We start from the raw sequence: 17,311 nt of genomic DNA, 5'->3' as shown, positions 1-17,311 counted from the left end.
AGCTACTTAGCTGGTTTGTAACTAAAAACATGCTCTTCGGCCACATCTTCCGCACCATTATTATATATGAGCGCTTTAATGGGATAACCTTCTGCATTATAGGTATAAACCCATTTTTGCTCAAGATTGAACACGGACGACGTTACGCGGAAGCGCTGCGCATTATTTTTGGAATTTTTCCAGTAGTAAGGGTCGCCATGCACTGCTGCGGAGGGTTTGTCATCAAACTCGGCCCAGGAATTGGTAGATTCTACCCCGCCCGTAACAGTTATAACATCGGTGAGGTTTCCCTGCTCATTGAACAAATAGGTGTTTGTTGTAATGGCCGCTCCTGCACGCCGGGGAATTGAGGTCTCTATTATTTTGTTCCTGGAGTAGGTGTACTGTACATCAATCGGTATATTATCCTTATCGTTCAGATCATTGATCACCATAGACACGGGTTTGTCATCCGAGCCATATGTATAATCCTCGCGGTGAGTGATCTTTCCCGTCAGGTCCTTATATACTGTAGCGGAAAGAAACCCTTTGCCATTGTAGCTATACTCAATGGTGCCGCTACCAAGTATATACCGTGTCCGCCTGTTCTGGCTGTCATATTCGAATTTTGCGAGCACTTCACCATTTACTTTATCTTCGGTCAGCAAGAGCTTCACTCCTGCCCCGCCCCCGGCATAACAAGGGCTATCTCTATCTTCGGGATCACACTTGTCCTTCTTGCTGCAGGAGGAAAAACTAAATGCCCATAACATGACTCCCATAAAATAATACAGATGCTTTCTCATTTCAAAATATTTATTCCTTCAAAAATTGAAAGCAAATTAGGGAAACCGGCAGCCTTCCCATTGTATAAAAGAGACAATCGGGGATAACATCAATCTTGAGTACAAAAATTAAGTGAGGATCTGTTTCAGGCCGCCCACTACTTTCGGATGTACGGCATGAGGTATTAGCGAAAAGTATTCTTTAGGGGTCTTTCCTGCATATCGTTTGAAGTCCCTTATCAAATGACTCTGATCGTAATAACCAAAAGATACGACCACCTCGTGCCAATCAGGTTCTGACAATGAACTGTCCAGATAAGCGCGAACATTGTTAAACCGGCAAATGTTGGCATATTGTTTAGGGGTAACGCCTATATGGTTCAGGAAATACCGCTCAAATGTTTTTTTGGTAACAAAGTTGTCTTCCCTGAGCTGCGATACAGAGAATATCCTTTTATGCGCCATCAATTCCAGTGTATGGCGGACCATATGGGCCTTTTCACAACGGCTATGCTGCTTCCGCTTCCTTATGAGAAAATGCTCTATTACACCGATCTGTTCCAGCGTAGTCCCTTTACTCAAGATCTCTTCGTATAGCAATGGAATGTCAAGAGCCCATATATCACCGGCATCGATAATTTTATCTGAAATATGCCTCATATCTATACCTGTGAGCAGGTACAAGCCTAGCGGGGTAAATTTAACGCCTAATATATCTATTCCTTTAGGGTTGCTTAGGGAGACACGTTTAGACAGCGGCTGGCCAATTACATAACAATATTTATCCATTCGCATCCATTCCTCCTCCAGCAAAATATCTTCATATCTACCTCCCAGATTGAAGGTCAGGGCTTGTAAAGTTGGGGTGTACATTTCCTGCACAAGGGCCTGTTCCAGGTCACAGCGGGAACGCCAATAAAGCGCTACTACATCTTGCAGCGCTTCACATGGGCGATATGTTTCTAAAAAACCCATTCGCTAAACCTGGATACCAGATAAAGATAATAAAACTTTGCCGGCTGTGGCCTCTCATATGTACTACATTTGCACAAAGCAAATATATTGAGTACTTTGGCCCTACTGTTACAAAAAAATATCCTTATCAATAACACGTATGAAACGAATTAAATCATGTATTGGCCTGTTCCTGCTGATGAACATGGCCGCCAATGCCAAGGTAATTCTCCCGGCCGTCATCGATCACAACATGGTATTGCAGCAAAAAACGAACGCCGCGCTCTGGGGAAAAGCGCGCCCGGCGGCAAAGGTGAAGATCACCACCAGCTGGAACGGGAAATCGTACACGGTGCAGGCGGGAAATGACAGCCTTTGGCGCGTTTCAGTAAGTACCCCGGCAGCAGGTGGCCCCTTCAACATCACTTTTGACGATGGAGAGAAACTGGTGCTGAAGAACATACTCATCGGGGAGGTCTGGGTTTGTTCCGGCCAGTCCAATATGTCCATGCCCATGAAGGGCTTCCGCAACCAGCCCATAGAAGGTTCTACCGACCTGCTGATAAACGCGAAGAACCCTAACATCCGGCTGTTCCAGGTTACCCGCCAGCTGTCTGACCAGCCCCAATTCGACGCCAAAGCCCTTCACTGGGAGGAAGCGGATGTAGAAAGCGTGAGCGAAATGAGCGCTGTTGCGTACCTGTTTGCCAGGATCATCCAGGAGCGGCTGGATGTACCGGTGGGTATCATTCACACTTCCTGGGGCGGCACCCGCATTGAAGCATGGATGAGCGCCTCCAGCCTGCAGGAGTTTCCTTCTGTCAAAATACCGGCTCCCGGCGACGGTACAAAATTGAACCAGAACAGCCCCACGGTACTGTATAATGCCATGATCAACCCCATAGCCGGTTTTAGCATCAAAGGGGCATTATGGTACCAGGGAGAGGCCAACCGGAAAAACGCGCAGCCGTACGCCCAGCAAATGCTGTCTATGGTGACCGACTGGCGCAAACGCTGGAACTGCGGGGAATGGCCGTTCTATTATGTGCAGATTGCGCCATACAAATATGATAACGATAATAACTCGCCCTACCTCAGGGAAGCACAGTTGCAGGCCCTGAAAATAATACCCAATTCCGCCATGGCGGTAACCGCAGATATTGGAAAAGAACACTCCATTCATCCGCCAGACAAAATGACCGTTGCCAAACGCCTGGCCTACTGCGCACTGGCACGTGACTACGGGATCGGGCAGCTTCCGTATCAGGGCCCGGCTTACAAGTCAATGAAGATCAATAATGACACTGTTGACCTCACTTTCGATCATACAAAAAATGGTTTGTATGCAGGCGCCAAAGACCTGACCTTGTTCGAAATTGCAGGTGAGGATAAGGTCTTTCATGCTGCCGAAGCTAAAATAACCGGAACGGGTATTCGCGTACGGTCTGAGCAGGTAAAAAAACCGGTGGCAGTGCGGTATGCTTTTAAAGACTGGTTCGTAGGGGAGCTTTTTAATACGGAAGGTTTGCCGGCTTCTTCTTTCCGTACAGACAACTGGTAAGCAGCAACAAATGAGCGTACGCTAATCCGGTAACTTCCTGCCGGCCGGGACAGTGATGCCCGTTCCTTCATAGATACCAATGGACCTTGCGGCGCCGGTTTCCAGCTTGTTGCCGTAAAAGTCCCGGCCGCCATCGTCTGGTACCGGTTTTCCCGCTCCCAGCGCCGGTGAGCCTGCCTTGAGCCGGTACCCGTCATAACCCTTTATGTCGGGGAACATGCAGCCGGGGTTGATGAACATCGGGTCGGTCACCAACTTTGTTCCGCCCGGCTCTCCCTCCGGGTGCAGCCCGAAAAATATGTTGTGGCCGAAGTGCCGCTCCTGTTTTCCTTTGCCGTCAACAGCCAGGCCGTATACCGCCTTTTGGCCCAGGTTGTAAATAATGTTGTTCTCAAAGCTGTAGGTATGGCTGGCGGTGCTTTTTTCCCGGATGATCACCGGCGCCCGGTGCCGGCCAATATAAAAGACGTTGTTGTATACAGCCACGCCGCGGAAAGGATAGTTGAAATATACCAGCGCGCCGCGGTCATTAACGCTGAGGTTGTACCGTACTACAATGCTGTCATCTTTTTTATCGGTACAGAACCAGACCAGCCCGTGGGCATTATCATGGCTGTAGCTGTATTGCCAGATGGTACCCGGACTGTTGATATCAGGGTCATACAGACTGCCGTCCGCATCCGGCGAGCGGTTCAGGAAACCTTCGTTGTACTGGAACACGGTACCTTTTACCGTACGGGAAAAGATGGTATTGCCGGTGATGGCAATGGCGGTCTCATAACAAAGGTTGTTCTCTATCACGCCGCCTTCTGTTAGCCGGATGATCATGGCATTCTTTGAAATGTGATGGATCACGTTGTTGCGGACCACCAGGTTGGTGAGTTTTCTGGCCTCCCACTCCGGCGTACCGGGATAGTTGGATACCGATACATCGTTGTTGGTAGCAATTCCCTGGTTCTCTATGTGATGAATATGGCAGCCTTCTATCAGGATATCGTTGAAGCGCGTAGCCTTTACTTTGTCTTTGAGGGTGTTGATATGGATACCGGCCGTGCGCTTTTCCTTATCCCCATGCCCCACTATGCCGCTGATATGATGAATGTCCAGGTCCCTGAGGTAAATGTGATTTACGGTACCATAGTCCGCCGCATTGATCTCTACGCCCCGCCGGTCTCCCGGCTCGGGGGAAAAATTCACCAGTTCCAGGTGGCTGATCTCCCAGTATTCCTGGTTATGCAGGCAGAGCACGCCCCTGCCCACCAGGCCGCCGCCGTCAATTAGCGGCTTGGGCCCCTTGCCATACATGCCCAGGGTGATAACGGCAGCGGCAGTGCCGGAGCCTTTGGGGTGCAGGCTTCCCGTCCACCGGCAACCGGCCTTTAAAAGGATGGTTGCGCCGGGGCCGAACGTAGTGTTATTGAGCTTTTCCAGGCTCTTCCAGGCGGCTTTGGGAGAGCGCCCGCTGTTGGCGTCGTTACCGGAGCGGGCATCTACATACACCGTTCCGGTAATGATGGCCGCCCCCTGCGCCATCATGGTCAAAAATAGCAGCGCCGCCAGGCAGCATACATATGCGTTACGGTTCATAGTTATTACAATTGGACCTTTGCTAATTTTGCGGCATCGATCTTTTTGACCGCTTCCGCCGAAAGTTGATCGATCATTTCTGCATACGCCTTCTCTACGCAGGCATCATATACCTGCCGCTCATACAGCTCCAGCGTATATTTTTCGGCCTTGTACACTGTTTTCTTCATCTCCAGGAACTGTGCTTCCAGGTCAGCATGGCTCACCGCAATGCGTTTGTTTTCCAGCATCTTTTCCTTGAGAACGATCACGGCATTGTTCAGGCAATATTGATAGAAGTCGTCTTCCGTGTATGTTTGCGGGCCTACGTATACTGCACCCTTTGCCTTCCGGGCGGCGTTGGTCTTTTGCAGTTCGCCCAGCAAAGCAGCGTACGTTTTGAATGGCCACAGGTTTTCGCCCAGCAGCAGCTTTTCCTGTACTTTCAGGCGCACCAGCGCTGCTACCGCCAATTGGTGAACGGCTTCCGTGTTCCCGTCTGCCTGCTGCCACCTGGCGTTCATCATTTCCCTTTTGACTTCCGTAGCGGTAACGGGCAACCCGTCAATATACCCCACCGTCTGCCCCGCTTTCTGGCCCATGGAAACGGTAGCCCACAACATGCTGAACAATACCAGCGGCAAGGATGTCAGTTTGTTTATCATGAAAAAAACTATTTCAGGTGCTTCATTACAAATGCGGCCACCTCCGGAACATAATGCAGTTCGATCTCTTTATAGGCCGCATGCCCCTTTCCTTCCATCACATGCAGCTCGGAAACATTGCCCAGCTGCTTCATCTGTTTGTCAAGCGCATACGCGTAGGCAACATTGATCAGTTTATCCTTGTCTCCATGGAAAGTGAGCAAGGGAGGCGCGTTCTTTTCAATAACCCCGGCATCGGGCAGCCCGCCCCACAGGTTGACCACCGCGCCAACCGGCAGCACTTTCTGCCGGGAAGCATAAGCAGTATACAACGAGGTCATGGCTCCCGCAGACCCGCCAGATATGGCTACTTTCCGTTTATTGAAAGCGTATTCCCGCGCGTGGCTGCCAATCCACCTGAACACCAGTTGGGCATCTTCCGAAGCCACCTCCACGGCATGCTGCAACGCCGGGTTGAACGCGCCCGCCGCCGGCAGCCCCGCGGCCATGTTGGCACTGGCGCTTGCACCGGGTATTTTATGGTGTTTCAGGAAGAGGCGGTAGTTGACAGACAGCACTGCAATACCCCTTGAGGCGATCTTTGTACACAAAGACGTTACCTGCCGTTTATCCCCGCCGCTGAACCCTCCGCCATGAACAAACACCAGCACGGGCAATTTACCCTTTACCGCGGGAAGGTATAGGTCCAGCAGGCGGTCTGACGAAGTATCCGTTTTCATGGAATCGGGTTGCGGCGCGTAGCGGACGTTCCTTATCACTTGTACCGTGTACGCACTGTCCGCAGGAAGCGGCCCCGTGGCCGCCTGCCCTGCGGAAGGCATGGCCAGTCCGCCCAGGAAAAAACAGGCCCCTGTGAGCTTCTTCCATGCATTGGCCCCCTGAACGGAAAGCAACCGTTTTGTTAATAAGATCAATGGCCCCATAGTGTGGATTTTAGGTTGATATGGGCCAAGATAATTATCTTTTTCTGATTTTCCGTGTACGTTACCGGGAATTGCTTCCCTTAGAATTCCTTATCCCCAAATTCACTGTTGGGCAATTTGGACCTCCCGCTCAGTTTGTTCAGGTTAAAGCCCAGGTTGATCAGGAACACGTCTGTTTCGTAGATGTAGTTGGTGGTGGTATAAAAATCACGGCCGCTGGTGGTGATGCGCTGGCGTTGCGTTTGCCGCATGCCAAGGTCCATGTTCTGCCATTGGAGGGTGGCTGAAAGCAGCCCGTTCATGAACGTTTTTTTCAGGGAAGTATTGGGCACCAGGAAGCGGGAATCTTCTCCCTGGGCGGTAGGCCTGGCGGAAAGGTAGTTGACATTCACCTGCAGGTTCCATGTTGCCCCCAGTTTGAAGCTGGTATTGGCATTGATGGAATATACCCAGGCGTTGTTATTGACCGTTGAATTGACGCCCAGGATGTTCAGGTTGCCTTTGATCTTGTAGTTGTAAAGATTGCCCCCGAGGTACAGGTCCCACCACGCCGTTGGCTGCAGGTTGGTCCCCGCCTCCAGGCCAAATGTACGCGCCGCTTCCGCGTTGGTGAACACACGGTTTAAAATGGTATCTGCATACACGCTGTTGACCCGCTGTATGGGATTTTTAACGTGCTGGTAATACAAGGTGGCAAAGAACGACCCTTTATTGAAATTGTGGATGGCCCCCAGTTCCGCCAGGTCTATGAAAGAAGGCAGCAGGTCAGGGTCTCCCTGCTCCAGCGTTTCGGAATGCTCCCGTTCGGGTATCGGGTTCAGCTCGAAATTATTGGTGCGCTGTATCCTTTTGCTGTACCCTGCCTTTGCTTTCCACCCGTTGCCGATGTTGTACAGCAGGTTGGCAGACGGGAATAAATTGGAGAGATCAAGCTCGTGGGGCGCCGGGTCGTAAGACAGTTTTACTGTTCTGGCAGCATATTCGTACCGCAAACCGGCTATGTATTCCAGCTTTTGCCAGTTGCCTGCATACTGGGTGTAAACAGCGTTGACCTGGTTCCTGGTGCTGGCAGATCCCCGGAACCGGTCTGCATCCGGCTGAGAGGTGGCGGGCGTTACAAAGTAATCGAACTTGCCGTTCTGCGTATCATGCCTGAACTGGTAGCCGCTCTCCAGCTTCCCCTTCCCGATGTTGATCACATAGTCCAGCTTGAGCCGGTACCCGTCAATAGGGTTTTCGTATGGATTGAATACTTCCTGCAACACGTGCGCAGTTTCCGGGTAGCCCACGTTCTTGTTGCTGGTATTGCCAAACAGCCGGGCGCTTTCAAACAGCGCGGAAGCGGTAAGGGCCGATCTGTTCCGGAACCGGTGGGTATAATCCACGTTGCCGAGGTAAAAACTCCCCTGTTTGGTTTGCAGGTTGGAATTGAAATAAGTGGTGCTTCTGATCAGCTCCCCGGTAGTAAGGTTGGAGGCCGTATTGTTGTAGAGTATGTCTGCCAGCCTGGCCTGGTACCTTTTACCAATGAAAAAGCCTGCGGAAACCGTATTGTTCGTATCCGGCGCAAAGGTAGCGGACGCACGGCTGGCATAATTGTATTTATCAAAACTTCTCTCGCCATTGGAGGGGAAGCGGGTCATGATACCTGTATCGAAGTTTTTGGTGTAGACATCCCCTTCGCGGTAGCCGGCATTGTCATTTCTGGTATAGTTGCCGCCAACGGAAACGTCCCATTTGTTCTTTTTAAAGTTGATGGTCAGGTCGCCGCCAAAACGTTTCGGTTTTTCCTTGTTGCCATGGTCTGTGGTACTCGGCAATCCCCCCATTACATTTGCTGCAATGCTGAACCCGTCTGTGGCGCCTTTTTTGGTGATGATATTGATGATACCGCCCTTGCCGTCAGGGTCATATTTTGCAGAAGGTGAAGTGATCAGTTCAATGTTCTCAATGGCGTTTGCGGGCAGTTGGCTCAACACGGTCTGCGCGTCTGTGATCACCGGTTTCCCGTTAACCAATACCAGGAAGCCTGTAGAACCGCGCACGCTGATACTGCCTTCACCATTCACCGATACGGAGGGCAGGTTCTTCAGCACGTCAATGGCGTTCCCTCCTTTTGCCGATTCAAACTGCCCGGCGCGGAAAGACTGTTTATCGATCCTGTTCGCAACATCTGCCGCCCGGCCGGTAACGTTCACCTCGTTCAGCAGGGCGCTTCCCCGGCTGAGAGCGATCTTGCCCAGGCTGGCCGTCTGCCCCTCCGCCAGGGTTATGTTACTCACGTACCTCGTTCCGTACCCCATAAACAAAACCCGCAGATAGTAGTTGCCGTGTTTCAGTTTTTCCAGCACAAAACCGCCCTTTGCGTTGGTTACCGCGCCGGTCACCAGAGAAGAATCTCCGGCCCTGAAGGCGGCAACGCTGGCATATTCCAGCGGCAGGCCGTCTTTTTCATCTATGATAGTGCCTGTAACAGCGGCTTTTTGCCCAAGGGCTGCCTGTGCAGCGCACAGGAAAACGGAAAGGATAAGCGGTCTGATGTTCATCGGTCAATCAAAAAATCATCGCAAATATACTCCCCTGCCGCAAGCCGCGGTTGTAACATTCATGGCAATTGTTGTACAATTATTTTTTTGAAAGCGCCAGTTCCCGGTATTTGCCGGGGGTCAGGTTAGTGTACGTCCTGAAAAACTTGACGAAGTGCGGCGCATCGGAAAACCTGAGCACGGCCGCAATTTCTTTGACCGGCCTGACCGTAGCGGACAGCAACATTTTGGCCTCCAGCAAAACGCGTTCGTTCACAACGGCAGAGGCCGTTTTACCGGACGATCTTTTACAGATATCGTTTAATGTGCCCGTGGTGGTATTCAGCTTGCTGACATAGAAATTCAATTGCCTGCTGTCCAGGAAATGATCGTTCACCAGCCGTTTGTATTGCTGGAAAAGCCCGTCCGAGAACGTCTGCACATTGTTTTTTGTTCCGGAGAGCACTTTGATCTTTGCCATCAATAGATGAAGATAGGCGCTGTACACCGCACGGCCCTGCCCGGCGGCCTCATACTCTTCCCGCAGGTCTGACAACAGGCGGAACAGCCGGGGCTGCTCTCCCAGGTGAATATGGGCTGGCAGGTCAAATAAGGTATCTATATCTTCTTTCAGCAGCAGGTCTTCCCGGAACAGCAGCACGTACCCTTTGGGCAGTGCTGAAAAGTTCCAGCAATGCGTTTGCCCCGGCTTTATGTAGAAAAACACGGGCGGCGTCACCTCAAAGCTCATATCGCCTATATCATGAAACCCCGAGCCCTCATCCAGGAAAATAAATTCATGGTAATCCGCATGGCGATGGGGCCTTGTTGGCTTGATCACCGTTTTCATCATGCTGATCTTAAACAGGCTATCCCCGGTAATTTTAGATTTGATCGGGATGTTGTTCATCTCTTTTGATAATTACCGTCAAGATAAGCATCCTGGGGATGAGATTCAAGCCCGGCCATATCTCATCCCCAGGGGCCTGTCAGTATTTCACGATCTTGCGCACTACCGGCGCCCCTTTTCCCTGGATAGACAGCCAGTATACGCCAGGCGGCAGCCCTGCCAGGGATACCTTGCACGTTGTACTGTTGGGCAGCAGTTTGTTGCGGTAATGGAGCTTGCCGTCCATACCGCCTACGGTCAATATTGTTTCTGCATCGGTTAACGGGTAAGTCACATACAGCTCGTCATGTACCGGATTGGGGTACAGCGTTACACCGGCGGCACGCGCCTGGCCGGGCTGTTTTATTGCGCTGAGCATGCCGGGCGCCATTAACGACCCTTCGCTGACCGAGTCCGTATCATGTATCAGGATATCATCTACCAGGTAAAAGTTGTCGGAACTGTCTTTCACGAACCGCAGATGCAGCGCCGTAACAAGCGGCAGGCCATCCGCCACGCGGTAGTACCATCCTGCTGTTCCCCCGCCTGCGGGAAGCGGGCTGAATGACGCCGCTGACCAGTTGTTACCGTCTGTGGAATATTCCACCGTCAGGTCACTGCCGGTGGCGGTAGTGTCATCTTTGTATATCCCGAAAGCAACGCTGGCCTGGGGGAGCAGCGCCGTGTTCAATTCGTTGATCTGCAGGTAGGCGCCCGGTTTTTTAAAGTAAAAGGCATTGCCCCCGGAGGCCAGCGGGTACCCCGTGGAGGGCGTGGTATTCCTGAGGTCTGCCGTGCCGCCGAAGTTCAGCAGCAGGGCTTTGCTGTCAAACCGCCCGTTGGTTTGCGTGGCGGAGAGGCTGCCGGGCACGGTACCGCCGGTTTCCGCAAACGGCATGGCGCCCCGGTTGGCCAGCGGCCAGCTGTCCCATTCCGCGGAGGCGGATATACCCGTCCAGCCGGGTACCTGGTTAGGCGCCAGCGTGGTATCCAGGAGGTAGAATTTTGCGGCGGATGTGTTGGACGTGTGATTGGCCGCCAGCGTGAAAAAGTAGCTGGTATTGGTGGCCACGGGCTCTTCTCCCCCGTTCCGCACCAGCAGGCTGTGCAATGCCTGCCTGGTCATGGGCTGCGTCTGGCTGATACCGTCCCACTTGTCTCCCCAAAAAACGATGTTGGCGGCTGTTGGATGCGTGTCCTTATAGGTGTTCACATACGCCGTCAGCTCGCTGAGCCCGAAATAGTTCAGGTAGGCCTTCCGGTCTGTTACGGAAAAAGATGCATCGTTCTTTTCCATGTCGTTTACCCATGACCGGTAGGTACCATTCACCAGTACGCTGTCATACTCAGGCCCGGTAACTGTTTCGTGGGTACCCTGCATCAGTTTGTAGATGAAGGAGAAGTTGCGGCATTTGGTGCTGATGCTGTCAAAAAAAGCGCCGCCGCCATTGCCAACGTTACGGAAGTCCATGCCGAAAGCCGCGCCGGGCACCATCAGGGTACGGGTATGGAAGAAAGGCCGGCCGGCCGCGTCCTTCCAGGCGGTAACGCCGTTGAACTTGTCTGCAATGCGCAGCGCGTAGTCTTTCACGTCCTGCGTTCTGTCACAATTGGTCTCTATCAGGGCTATGCCCTTGATCCTGTCCAGCACGCCGGCGGCCAGGGCTTTGTTCAGCACGGGCGTAAACCAGTCCCGTACCGCCGCCGCGCTGGCGTCTGCCGTGCCAAAATTGGGCGCGCCATCCCGCTCCAGCCATATTCTTCCCCACAGGTATATGTCCAGCGGCACATTGTTGTTCTTTGCTTTTACGATGGCGTCCACAATTTCGTCCATCGCCTTGTTGAAATTCACGGCCGTATCCGGCTTGAAACGGTCTGCCCGGTCAACCCGCAGCACTACCGCGTTCGCTTTGGTGGCCAGGGCGGCCAATACGCCCGGCTTGGTGGAGCCGGCCGGTTTTGCCAGCCACCAGTTAACGGTAGTTTGCAAAAACTCCTCATCCCCGGCCTGCCGCCATTTCACACCACGGATAGCGAGCGGGGCAAGGGCGGCGCTGTCTTCGACCGTAACATCGTCCAGGAAGAAGTAGTGCGCGCTGGCGCTGTTCCTGAAACGGATGCTCAATTGGGGCGCTGCGGGCAGCCCCGTTACCGCACGGTAGTACCAGCCAACGCTGCCCGCCGCATCAGGCAGCGGCTGCATGGAGAGCGGCACCCAGGTTGTATCGTCTATAGTGTATTCTATGGCAAGGGCCGCGCCTGTATTGCTGTCTTCTCCTTTATAGATGCCAAAGGCCAGTACGGGGGCTGTAAGGGCAGACGTGTTGATGCCGCTTATCCGCAAACTGGCATCAGGCCTTGACAGGAACACGTTGGCGCCGCCGGAGGCGTTGCCGTACCCGGAAGAGGTGAGCGTGGTCCTGATGTCTGCAACACCGGAGAAATAAAGCCCGTCGTTATCATACTCCTGGCTCACCTGGTGCTGCATCATGTTGGTAACGGCGGTTGCAGCCTGCCCGAACGTTTCACGGAAAGGTGCGGGCTGGAAGGTGTAAGGCGCTTGCAGGTGCAGGGTATCGTCTACAGGAAGGGGAAAGCTGTACCCTTCGTTATCCAGCAGGCCCAGGCCGGTCAGGAAGTTATCTGCCAGCAGGTTGCAGGGCAACCGCCAGTACGCGCTGTTAAAGAAGCCATGGCCCGCGCCGTCTGCCACCCACATTTCCGCATCTGCCCCGTGGAAATTGAAAGCCTTGTACAGCATGTCACCGGCGGGCTTCCAGTTATCTAAACCGCCATATAGAAATATGGCAGGTGTTCCCTCGTTATGAATATAGTTATACGGCAATAATTTGGGCGCTGTAAAATGCCGGTAAGCGGGATTGAACAGCACCAGGGCTTTGGCGCGGGTGGAAATAGACAAATTATCTGTTGAGTCGTTATTGTCCTGCTGGTTAACGGATGTCATGGTGGCAAGGTGCCCGCCTGCGGAGCCGCCGGCCAGCACGATCCTGGCGGTGTCAATGCCCAGCACGGCCGCCTGCTGTTTCACCCATCTCACGGCGCTCTTGGCATCGCGGATGCAGATCTCTTCGGTAGTTTCCATGCCGGTGCCGCTGCTGTTCCTGAAGCGGTAATTGGCGGTAACGGTCACCATGCCCCGCTTGGCAAAATACTGGCATTGCTCATGCAGCATCTCCTTGTAGCCGCCCTGCCAGCTGCCGCCGTGAAACAGCACCATGGCGGGCGCCAGGCTGTCTATGCTGACGCGCTCCGGCGGCAGGAACACGTCCAGCTGCAGCGTAGTGGTATCAACGGTTTTATAGGTATAGGTCTGATAGGCTACGTTGTTCATCAGGGCCGTTTTGTTATTCACCGAAAAGTCGTCCAGGAAATAGAAATTGTCTGACGCATTTTTCCTGAAACGAAGCATCAGCGCGGACGCTTGCGGCAAACCGCCCGCCACCCTGTAATGCCAGCCCGCGGTAGCGGCGCCGGTGGGGAGCGGCGGCAGGGATAGCGCCGTCCAGCTGCTGCCGCCGTTAACGGAATATTCCACTATCACTTCTGCGCCATTGTCCGCATCTCCCGCTTTCCGCATGCCAAATGCCAGCGCGGGCATGGCAATAGCGGTGGTATTGATATTCCCGATAGTGAAGTTCACAGACAGCTTGGATAGATATACGTTGCCCTGGCCGGATGCCTGCGCATAGCCGGAAGAAACGTTGGTTTGCCGGAGGTCTGCCGTACCTGAAAAAGACAGCCAGTTGTTGGCAAAGCCATTGGCCGCGGCATGCGTGGCAATAGCGGTGGGCGTAACGGCCACGTTGCCGATGGTTTCTTTAAATGATTGCCCGTAAGCCAGTGTTCCGCTTACCCAGGCAGCTAACATCAAGTAGAGTTTTTTCATGGTAGTGGATGGTATTTATGTGATATGGAATCAGGATGATCTTTACCAGAAAGCATTGTAATGCAGGGGTGCGCCCTTTACACTGTAGAGGAACATCTCTGCCGCCTCCCTGGCGCCGGGTTTCCTCTTCTTCTGCTCCACTTCCGTTATCACCCTGGTAACCGCGGGCACAAACGCGTTGCGGTGCTGCTGGTACTGTGCCATCTGGATGGCCAGCCTTGACAGGTGCATGTTATCATCCCCTATGGCGCGGTTGAGGATAGCTTCGGCCTCACCGTCTTTCAGGAGATCGTAACATACAGACGCCAGCACTACCCGCGCGGGCGGATAGTTGTCTTTCAGGGCGGCCTTCAATTGGCGGGCGTATGCCTTTACGGCCGCGCCCTGGCTTTTGAGCCCCAGGGCGGCCCAATAGCGCACGTACGGCTGCGGCGAGCCCAGAAGCGCAACCTGCCGTTTCAATGCGTCCGGGCTGCGCAAACCGGAGAGAGAGGCTGCGTCCAGCACCTGGCGTACGGGGTAGCGGGTACTGTCTTCTCTGAATACGTAGGGGGTGCTTTTTTCAGAGATGCGCGCCAGCTCGTATTCCGGCAGGAACAATACATCTTTGTCCCGCAGAATGCCCGCGTTCATTTCCGCGCGCATCTGCGCCACCACTTCCCGGAATGCCGGGTCTTCTGCCAGGTTATGCATTTGCCAGGGGTCTTTGCTGATGTCAAAGAGATATTCCGGGCTGCGTTCTTCAAACGGCGCTTTCTGTTCTTTTCCCAGCAGGTTATTCTTCAGGTCTGCGCGCATGAGCTGCATAATGTCACTATAATCGAAATACTTCTTGTAAAAAAGCTCGGGCATAAAAGGCATGAATACCCGGGTGTAGGAGTAACGGCCGTTGGTAACGGTACGGCACAGCTCGGATACGCCTTCGGAGCCGTCACTGGAAAGCAACATGCTGCCTGGCGCCGGGGTGGCGTTTTTGCTCAGCAGCACTCTTCCCTTCATATAACCGGGAATGGTGGCGCCGGCCAGCTGCAGCAGCGTGGGCGCCAGGTCCGCAAAGCATACCAGGTCTGCGCTTACGGTACCGCCTGTGCCCCAGGGAGACAGGTGTTTGTACATTTCCGGGAACCAGACAATGAACGGTACCCGGTGCCCCAGGTCTATGCCGTTGGTTTTGGCGCGGGGCATGCCTTCTCCATGGTCTGCGTAAAAAAAGATGATGGTGCTGTCCAGCAGGTGATCTTTCCGCAGGCTGTCCAGCACCTTGCCGATGCGGTGATCTGCCAGGCCAATGCCATTGTAGATCCTGGCCAGCTGTTTGCGCATGGAATCCGAATCCCTGAAGAAAGGCGGTACGGCAATGTCTTTGGCGGCTACCTGTTTTTCTTCCGGCAAAAGTTCCAGCACCTGTTTTTGGTACAGGTAGTAAGGGTTGGTCATGGTGCGCGACTGGTGGGAATCTTCAAAATTGAACACCGCAAAGAAGGGCTGGCCCGGCTCTCTGTTCCACCATCCGGCCTTGCCGGAGCTTTCATGCCAGGCCTCACGAGTAATTCTGCCGGCGGAAGACGTATTGTAATCCGTTTTTTTATTGTTGCTGGTGTAATACCCCGCCTGCCGCAGGTAATAAGGGAAGCCTTTGATGAAATCAGGCAACGGATAATTGCTGCGGTGATTGCCGGTGCCCAGCTCGTACGTTCTCACGCCGGTTATAATGGCGGAGCGGCTGGGAGAGCAGACCGTTCCGGTAGAGAACGCGTTGCTGAACCGGATGCCCTGTTTGGCCAGGGCGTCAATGTTAGGCGTTTTAGCCTGGCTGTTCCCGTAGCAGCCAATAAACTGCGGGGAAGTGTCTTCAATGACCAGCCATAGTATATTGGGCCTTTTGTTTTGTGCACTGACGGTATGGCTCCCCAGGAACAGCATCAGCAGGAAAATACCGGTTATGTTGATTCTATGCATATTTTGGCATTTAGAGATCTGGTTTCGTTTTGTGCGGGCGCTAGCCTATTGCCATCCTTCATTCTGCCCCTGCGCTTTCAGGGCCGGGTTATTGTCCATTTCGTTCTGGGGGTATGGCCAAAGGTAATCTTTCGGCGCCGTGAAGACCTTTACGCCTCCTATGGGCGGGATCACGTATTCCGCTATGCGCCAGCGGAGCAGGTCAAAGTAGCGCTGGTGCTCAAAGGCAAACTCCCAGCGGCGTTCGTTGCGGATGTACTGGCGCATCTGCTCCTGCGTAAGATCGTCCGGACAGGCCGCTACGCCCGCCCGCCGGCGTACTTCGTTCACGGCCGTGTACACATCGGTATTGGGCCCTGCGGCCTCGTTCTCGGCCTCCGCGTACATCAGCAGCACTTCCGCATAGCGGATCATGTAATAGTTTTGCGGCCCGCCGTTGTATTGTGTGGAGGTGAGCGTAAAGTATTTCCTGGGTGCAAACGGTATGTTGTTGGTAAATGCCCATATCTTTTTGCCGCCGGGCGTTACGTCTGCGTTGGTGAGAACAGACGCGCGCAGGCGGAGGTCGCGGCCTTCATACGGTTTGGCCGCGTTGTATGTGGGTGACGCCGGGCCGTACAAGGCGGAGGTCTGTATAGGCTTTCCATCCGCACATAAAAAAGAATTGACAAGGTTGGGCGTGGGCCGCCAGTTGGCCTGGGGCACCAGCGGCGTCAGCATGGTATCTACCCTGATGGAAAAGCTCTCGCCGTTGTCTATGCCGCCAGACACAAAGTTGATCTCGAACAGGCTTTCCGCGGAGAACTCCCCGTCTAGCGTAAAGAGCAGGTCAAACCTGGGAAAGAGGTTGTAGGCATACGGAGCGGTCATCAGCGGTTTGAGCATTCCCGCGGCTTTGCCCGGTTCGTTGTTGAACAGGTAGTATTTACCCAGCAGGGCCACCGCCGCACCGCGCCCGATCCTTCCTTTTTCCGCGCCGGGGATATTGACCGGCAGATGGGGGATGTTGTCTTCCAGGTCTTTTTCCATGGCGGCCACTATCACTGATCTTTGGGCGGCCGGGCCGCCTTCGTCAAATGCATTGAGCGGCTCCAGGTAAAACGGCACGTTGCCCCAAAGCATGGTCAGGTCGAGGTAGGCGTAGGCCCGCAGAAAAGAGGCTTCCGCAATGATGCGCGCGCGTGCCCCATCGCTGATGCCCTCCGCCGGCATGGCCTTTACGCGGGCTATCAGCAGGTTGGCGCGGTTGATCACGGTGTAATACACCGTCCATGCGTTCAACACGCGCCCGGTGGCGGGCGTATGGAAGCTGGACTCTATCTCCGCCCAGCTCGCGCCTGAAATGGTGATGGCATTATCTGTCAGGTTATCAAATTCCCGGTAAAACTTACCGGCAAACTGGTTATGCTGGAATGCGTCCAGCACCCCGTTCAACCCCATCAGTGCGTCTTTTTCATTCCTCCAGAAATTCTCTTCTGATAACTGGTTAGGGTTGGATATCTCTATATTCTTTCCGCATCCCCATCCTCCCAGCACGGCGGATAGCAGGAAGATGCTCACTAGTAGTCGGTTTATTTGTAACATCATGGTAGGATCAG

11 protein-coding genes and 1 pseudogene are annotated in these 17,311 nt (G+C 53.6%); 1 reads left to right on the top strand and 11 read right to left on the bottom strand.

Annotated features, from left to right (window positions below):
• Nucleotides 1-2 precede the first annotated feature (2 nt).
• On the bottom strand, nucleotides 3-785 hold the full coding sequence (locus tag D3A97_RS14760) for a hypothetical protein (protein ID WP_157986548.1): 783 nt from the start codon (nucleotides 783-785) through the stop codon (nucleotides 3-5).
• Between the two features lie 108 nt (nucleotides 786-893).
• Complete coding sequence (locus D3A97_RS14755; protein WP_119079242.1) at nucleotides 894-1,739, bottom strand: helix-turn-helix domain-containing protein; 846 nt, start codon at nucleotides 1,737-1,739, stop codon at nucleotides 894-896.
• 139 nt (nucleotides 1,740-1,878) lie between these two features.
• On the opposite strand from D3A97_RS14755, the gene D3A97_RS14750 reads away from it, so the two are divergent.
• Entirely contained in the window at nucleotides 1,879-3,279 is a 1,401-nt protein-coding gene (locus D3A97_RS14750; protein WP_119079241.1) for a sialate O-acetylesterase, read from the top strand.
• 21 nt (nucleotides 3,280-3,300) lie between these two features.
• On the opposite strand, the gene D3A97_RS14745 is transcribed toward D3A97_RS14750, so the two are convergent.
• The 9 genes and pseudogenes from D3A97_RS14745 to D3A97_RS14710 form a co-directional block, all read right to left on the bottom strand.
• Nucleotides 3,301-4,866 carry a right-handed parallel beta-helix repeat-containing protein gene (locus D3A97_RS14745; protein WP_119079240.1) on the bottom strand — a complete coding sequence of 522 codons (1,566 nt, stop codon included), beginning with the start codon at nucleotides 4,864-4,866 and terminating at the stop codon, nucleotides 3,301-3,303.
• Between the two features lie 5 nt (nucleotides 4,867-4,871).
• Entirely contained in the window at nucleotides 4,872-5,510 is a 639-nt protein-coding gene (locus tag D3A97_RS14740; protein ID WP_119079239.1) for a hypothetical protein, read from the bottom strand.
• A gap of 8 nt (nucleotides 5,511-5,518) precedes the next feature.
• Nucleotides 5,519-6,433, bottom strand: coding sequence for an alpha/beta hydrolase (locus D3A97_RS14735; RefSeq protein WP_119079238.1), 915 nt, complete (start codon nucleotides 6,431-6,433; stop codon nucleotides 5,519-5,521).
• An 80-nt stretch (nucleotides 6,434-6,513) separates the two neighbouring features.
• Complete coding sequence (locus D3A97_RS14730) at nucleotides 6,514-8,979, bottom strand: TonB-dependent receptor (RefSeq protein ID WP_119079237.1); 2,466 nt, start codon at nucleotides 8,977-8,979, stop codon at nucleotides 6,514-6,516.
• A gap of 79 nt (nucleotides 8,980-9,058) precedes the next feature.
• Nucleotides 9,059-9,868: an AraC family transcriptional regulator gene (locus D3A97_RS14725; protein WP_119079236.1), complete on the bottom strand. Its 810-nt coding sequence runs from the start codon at nucleotides 9,866-9,868 to the stop codon at nucleotides 9,059-9,061.
• Nucleotides 9,869-9,947: 79 nt separating this feature from the next.
• Complete coding sequence (locus tag D3A97_RS25430; RefSeq protein WP_438830698.1) at nucleotides 9,948-10,226, bottom strand: T9SS type A sorting domain-containing protein; 279 nt, start codon at nucleotides 10,224-10,226, stop codon at nucleotides 9,948-9,950.
• 2,499 nt (nucleotides 10,227-12,725) lie between these two features.
• Nucleotides 12,726-13,199, bottom strand: a pseudogene (locus tag D3A97_RS25425) (alpha/beta hydrolase); the annotation flags it as partial.
• 597 nt (nucleotides 13,200-13,796) lie between these two features.
• Entirely contained in the window at nucleotides 13,797-15,713 is a 1,917-nt protein-coding gene (locus D3A97_RS14715; protein ID WP_119079234.1) for a sulfatase-like hydrolase/transferase, read from the bottom strand.
• A gap of 45 nt (nucleotides 15,714-15,758) precedes the next feature.
• Entirely contained in the window at nucleotides 15,759-17,300 is a 1,542-nt protein-coding gene (locus tag D3A97_RS14710) for a RagB/SusD family nutrient uptake outer membrane protein (RefSeq protein ID WP_119079233.1), read from the bottom strand.
• Between the last annotated feature and the right edge of the window lie 11 nt (nucleotides 17,301-17,311).

The organism is Chitinophaga alhagiae (assembly GCF_003568665.1).
Classification (GTDB): Bacteria; Bacteroidota; Bacteroidia; order Chitinophagales; family Chitinophagaceae; genus Chitinophaga; species Chitinophaga alhagiae.
Note: the sequence above shows the minus strand (reverse complement) of the source record. Positions and strands in the feature narration are given on the sequence as shown.

What these genes read in the sequence shown, in the direction of transcription:
- D3A97_RS14725 (WP_119079236.1), bottom strand. Translation starts at nt 9,868, where the DNA reads ATGAACAACATCCCGATCAAATCTAAAATTACCGGGGATAGCCTGTTT.
- D3A97_RS25430 (WP_438830698.1), bottom strand. Translation starts at nt 10,226, where the DNA reads ATGCTCAGCGCAATAAAACAGCCCGGCCAGGCGCGTGCCGCCGGTGTA.
- D3A97_RS14710 (WP_119079233.1), bottom strand. Translation starts at nt 17,300, where the DNA reads ATGATGTTACAAATAAACCGACTACTAGTGAGCATCTTCCTGCTATCC.
- D3A97_RS14740 (WP_119079239.1), bottom strand. Translation starts at nt 5,510, where the DNA reads ATGATAAACAAACTGACATCCTTGCCGCTGGTATTGTTCAGCATGTTG.
- D3A97_RS14745 (WP_119079240.1), bottom strand. Translation starts at nt 4,866, where the DNA reads ATGAACCGTAACGCATATGTATGCTGCCTGGCGGCGCTGCTATTTTTG.
- D3A97_RS14735 (WP_119079238.1), bottom strand. Translation starts at nt 6,433, where the DNA reads ATGGGGCCATTGATCTTATTAACAAAACGGTTGCTTTCCGTTCAGGGG.
- D3A97_RS14760 (WP_157986548.1), bottom strand. Translation starts at nt 785, where the DNA reads ATGAGAAAGCATCTGTATTATTTTATGGGAGTCATGTTATGGGCATTT.
- D3A97_RS14750 (WP_119079241.1), top strand. Translation starts at nt 1,879, where the DNA reads ATGAAACGAATTAAATCATGTATTGGCCTGTTCCTGCTGATGAACATG.
- D3A97_RS14755 (WP_119079242.1), bottom strand. Translation starts at nt 1,739, where the DNA reads ATGGGTTTTTTAGAAACATATCGCCCATGTGAAGCGCTGCAAGATGTA.
- D3A97_RS14730 (WP_119079237.1), bottom strand. Translation starts at nt 8,979, where the DNA reads ATGAACATCAGACCGCTTATCCTTTCCGTTTTCCTGTGCGCTGCACAG.
- D3A97_RS14715 (WP_119079234.1), bottom strand. Translation starts at nt 15,713, where the DNA reads ATGCATAGAATCAACATAACCGGTATTTTCCTGCTGATGCTGTTCCTG.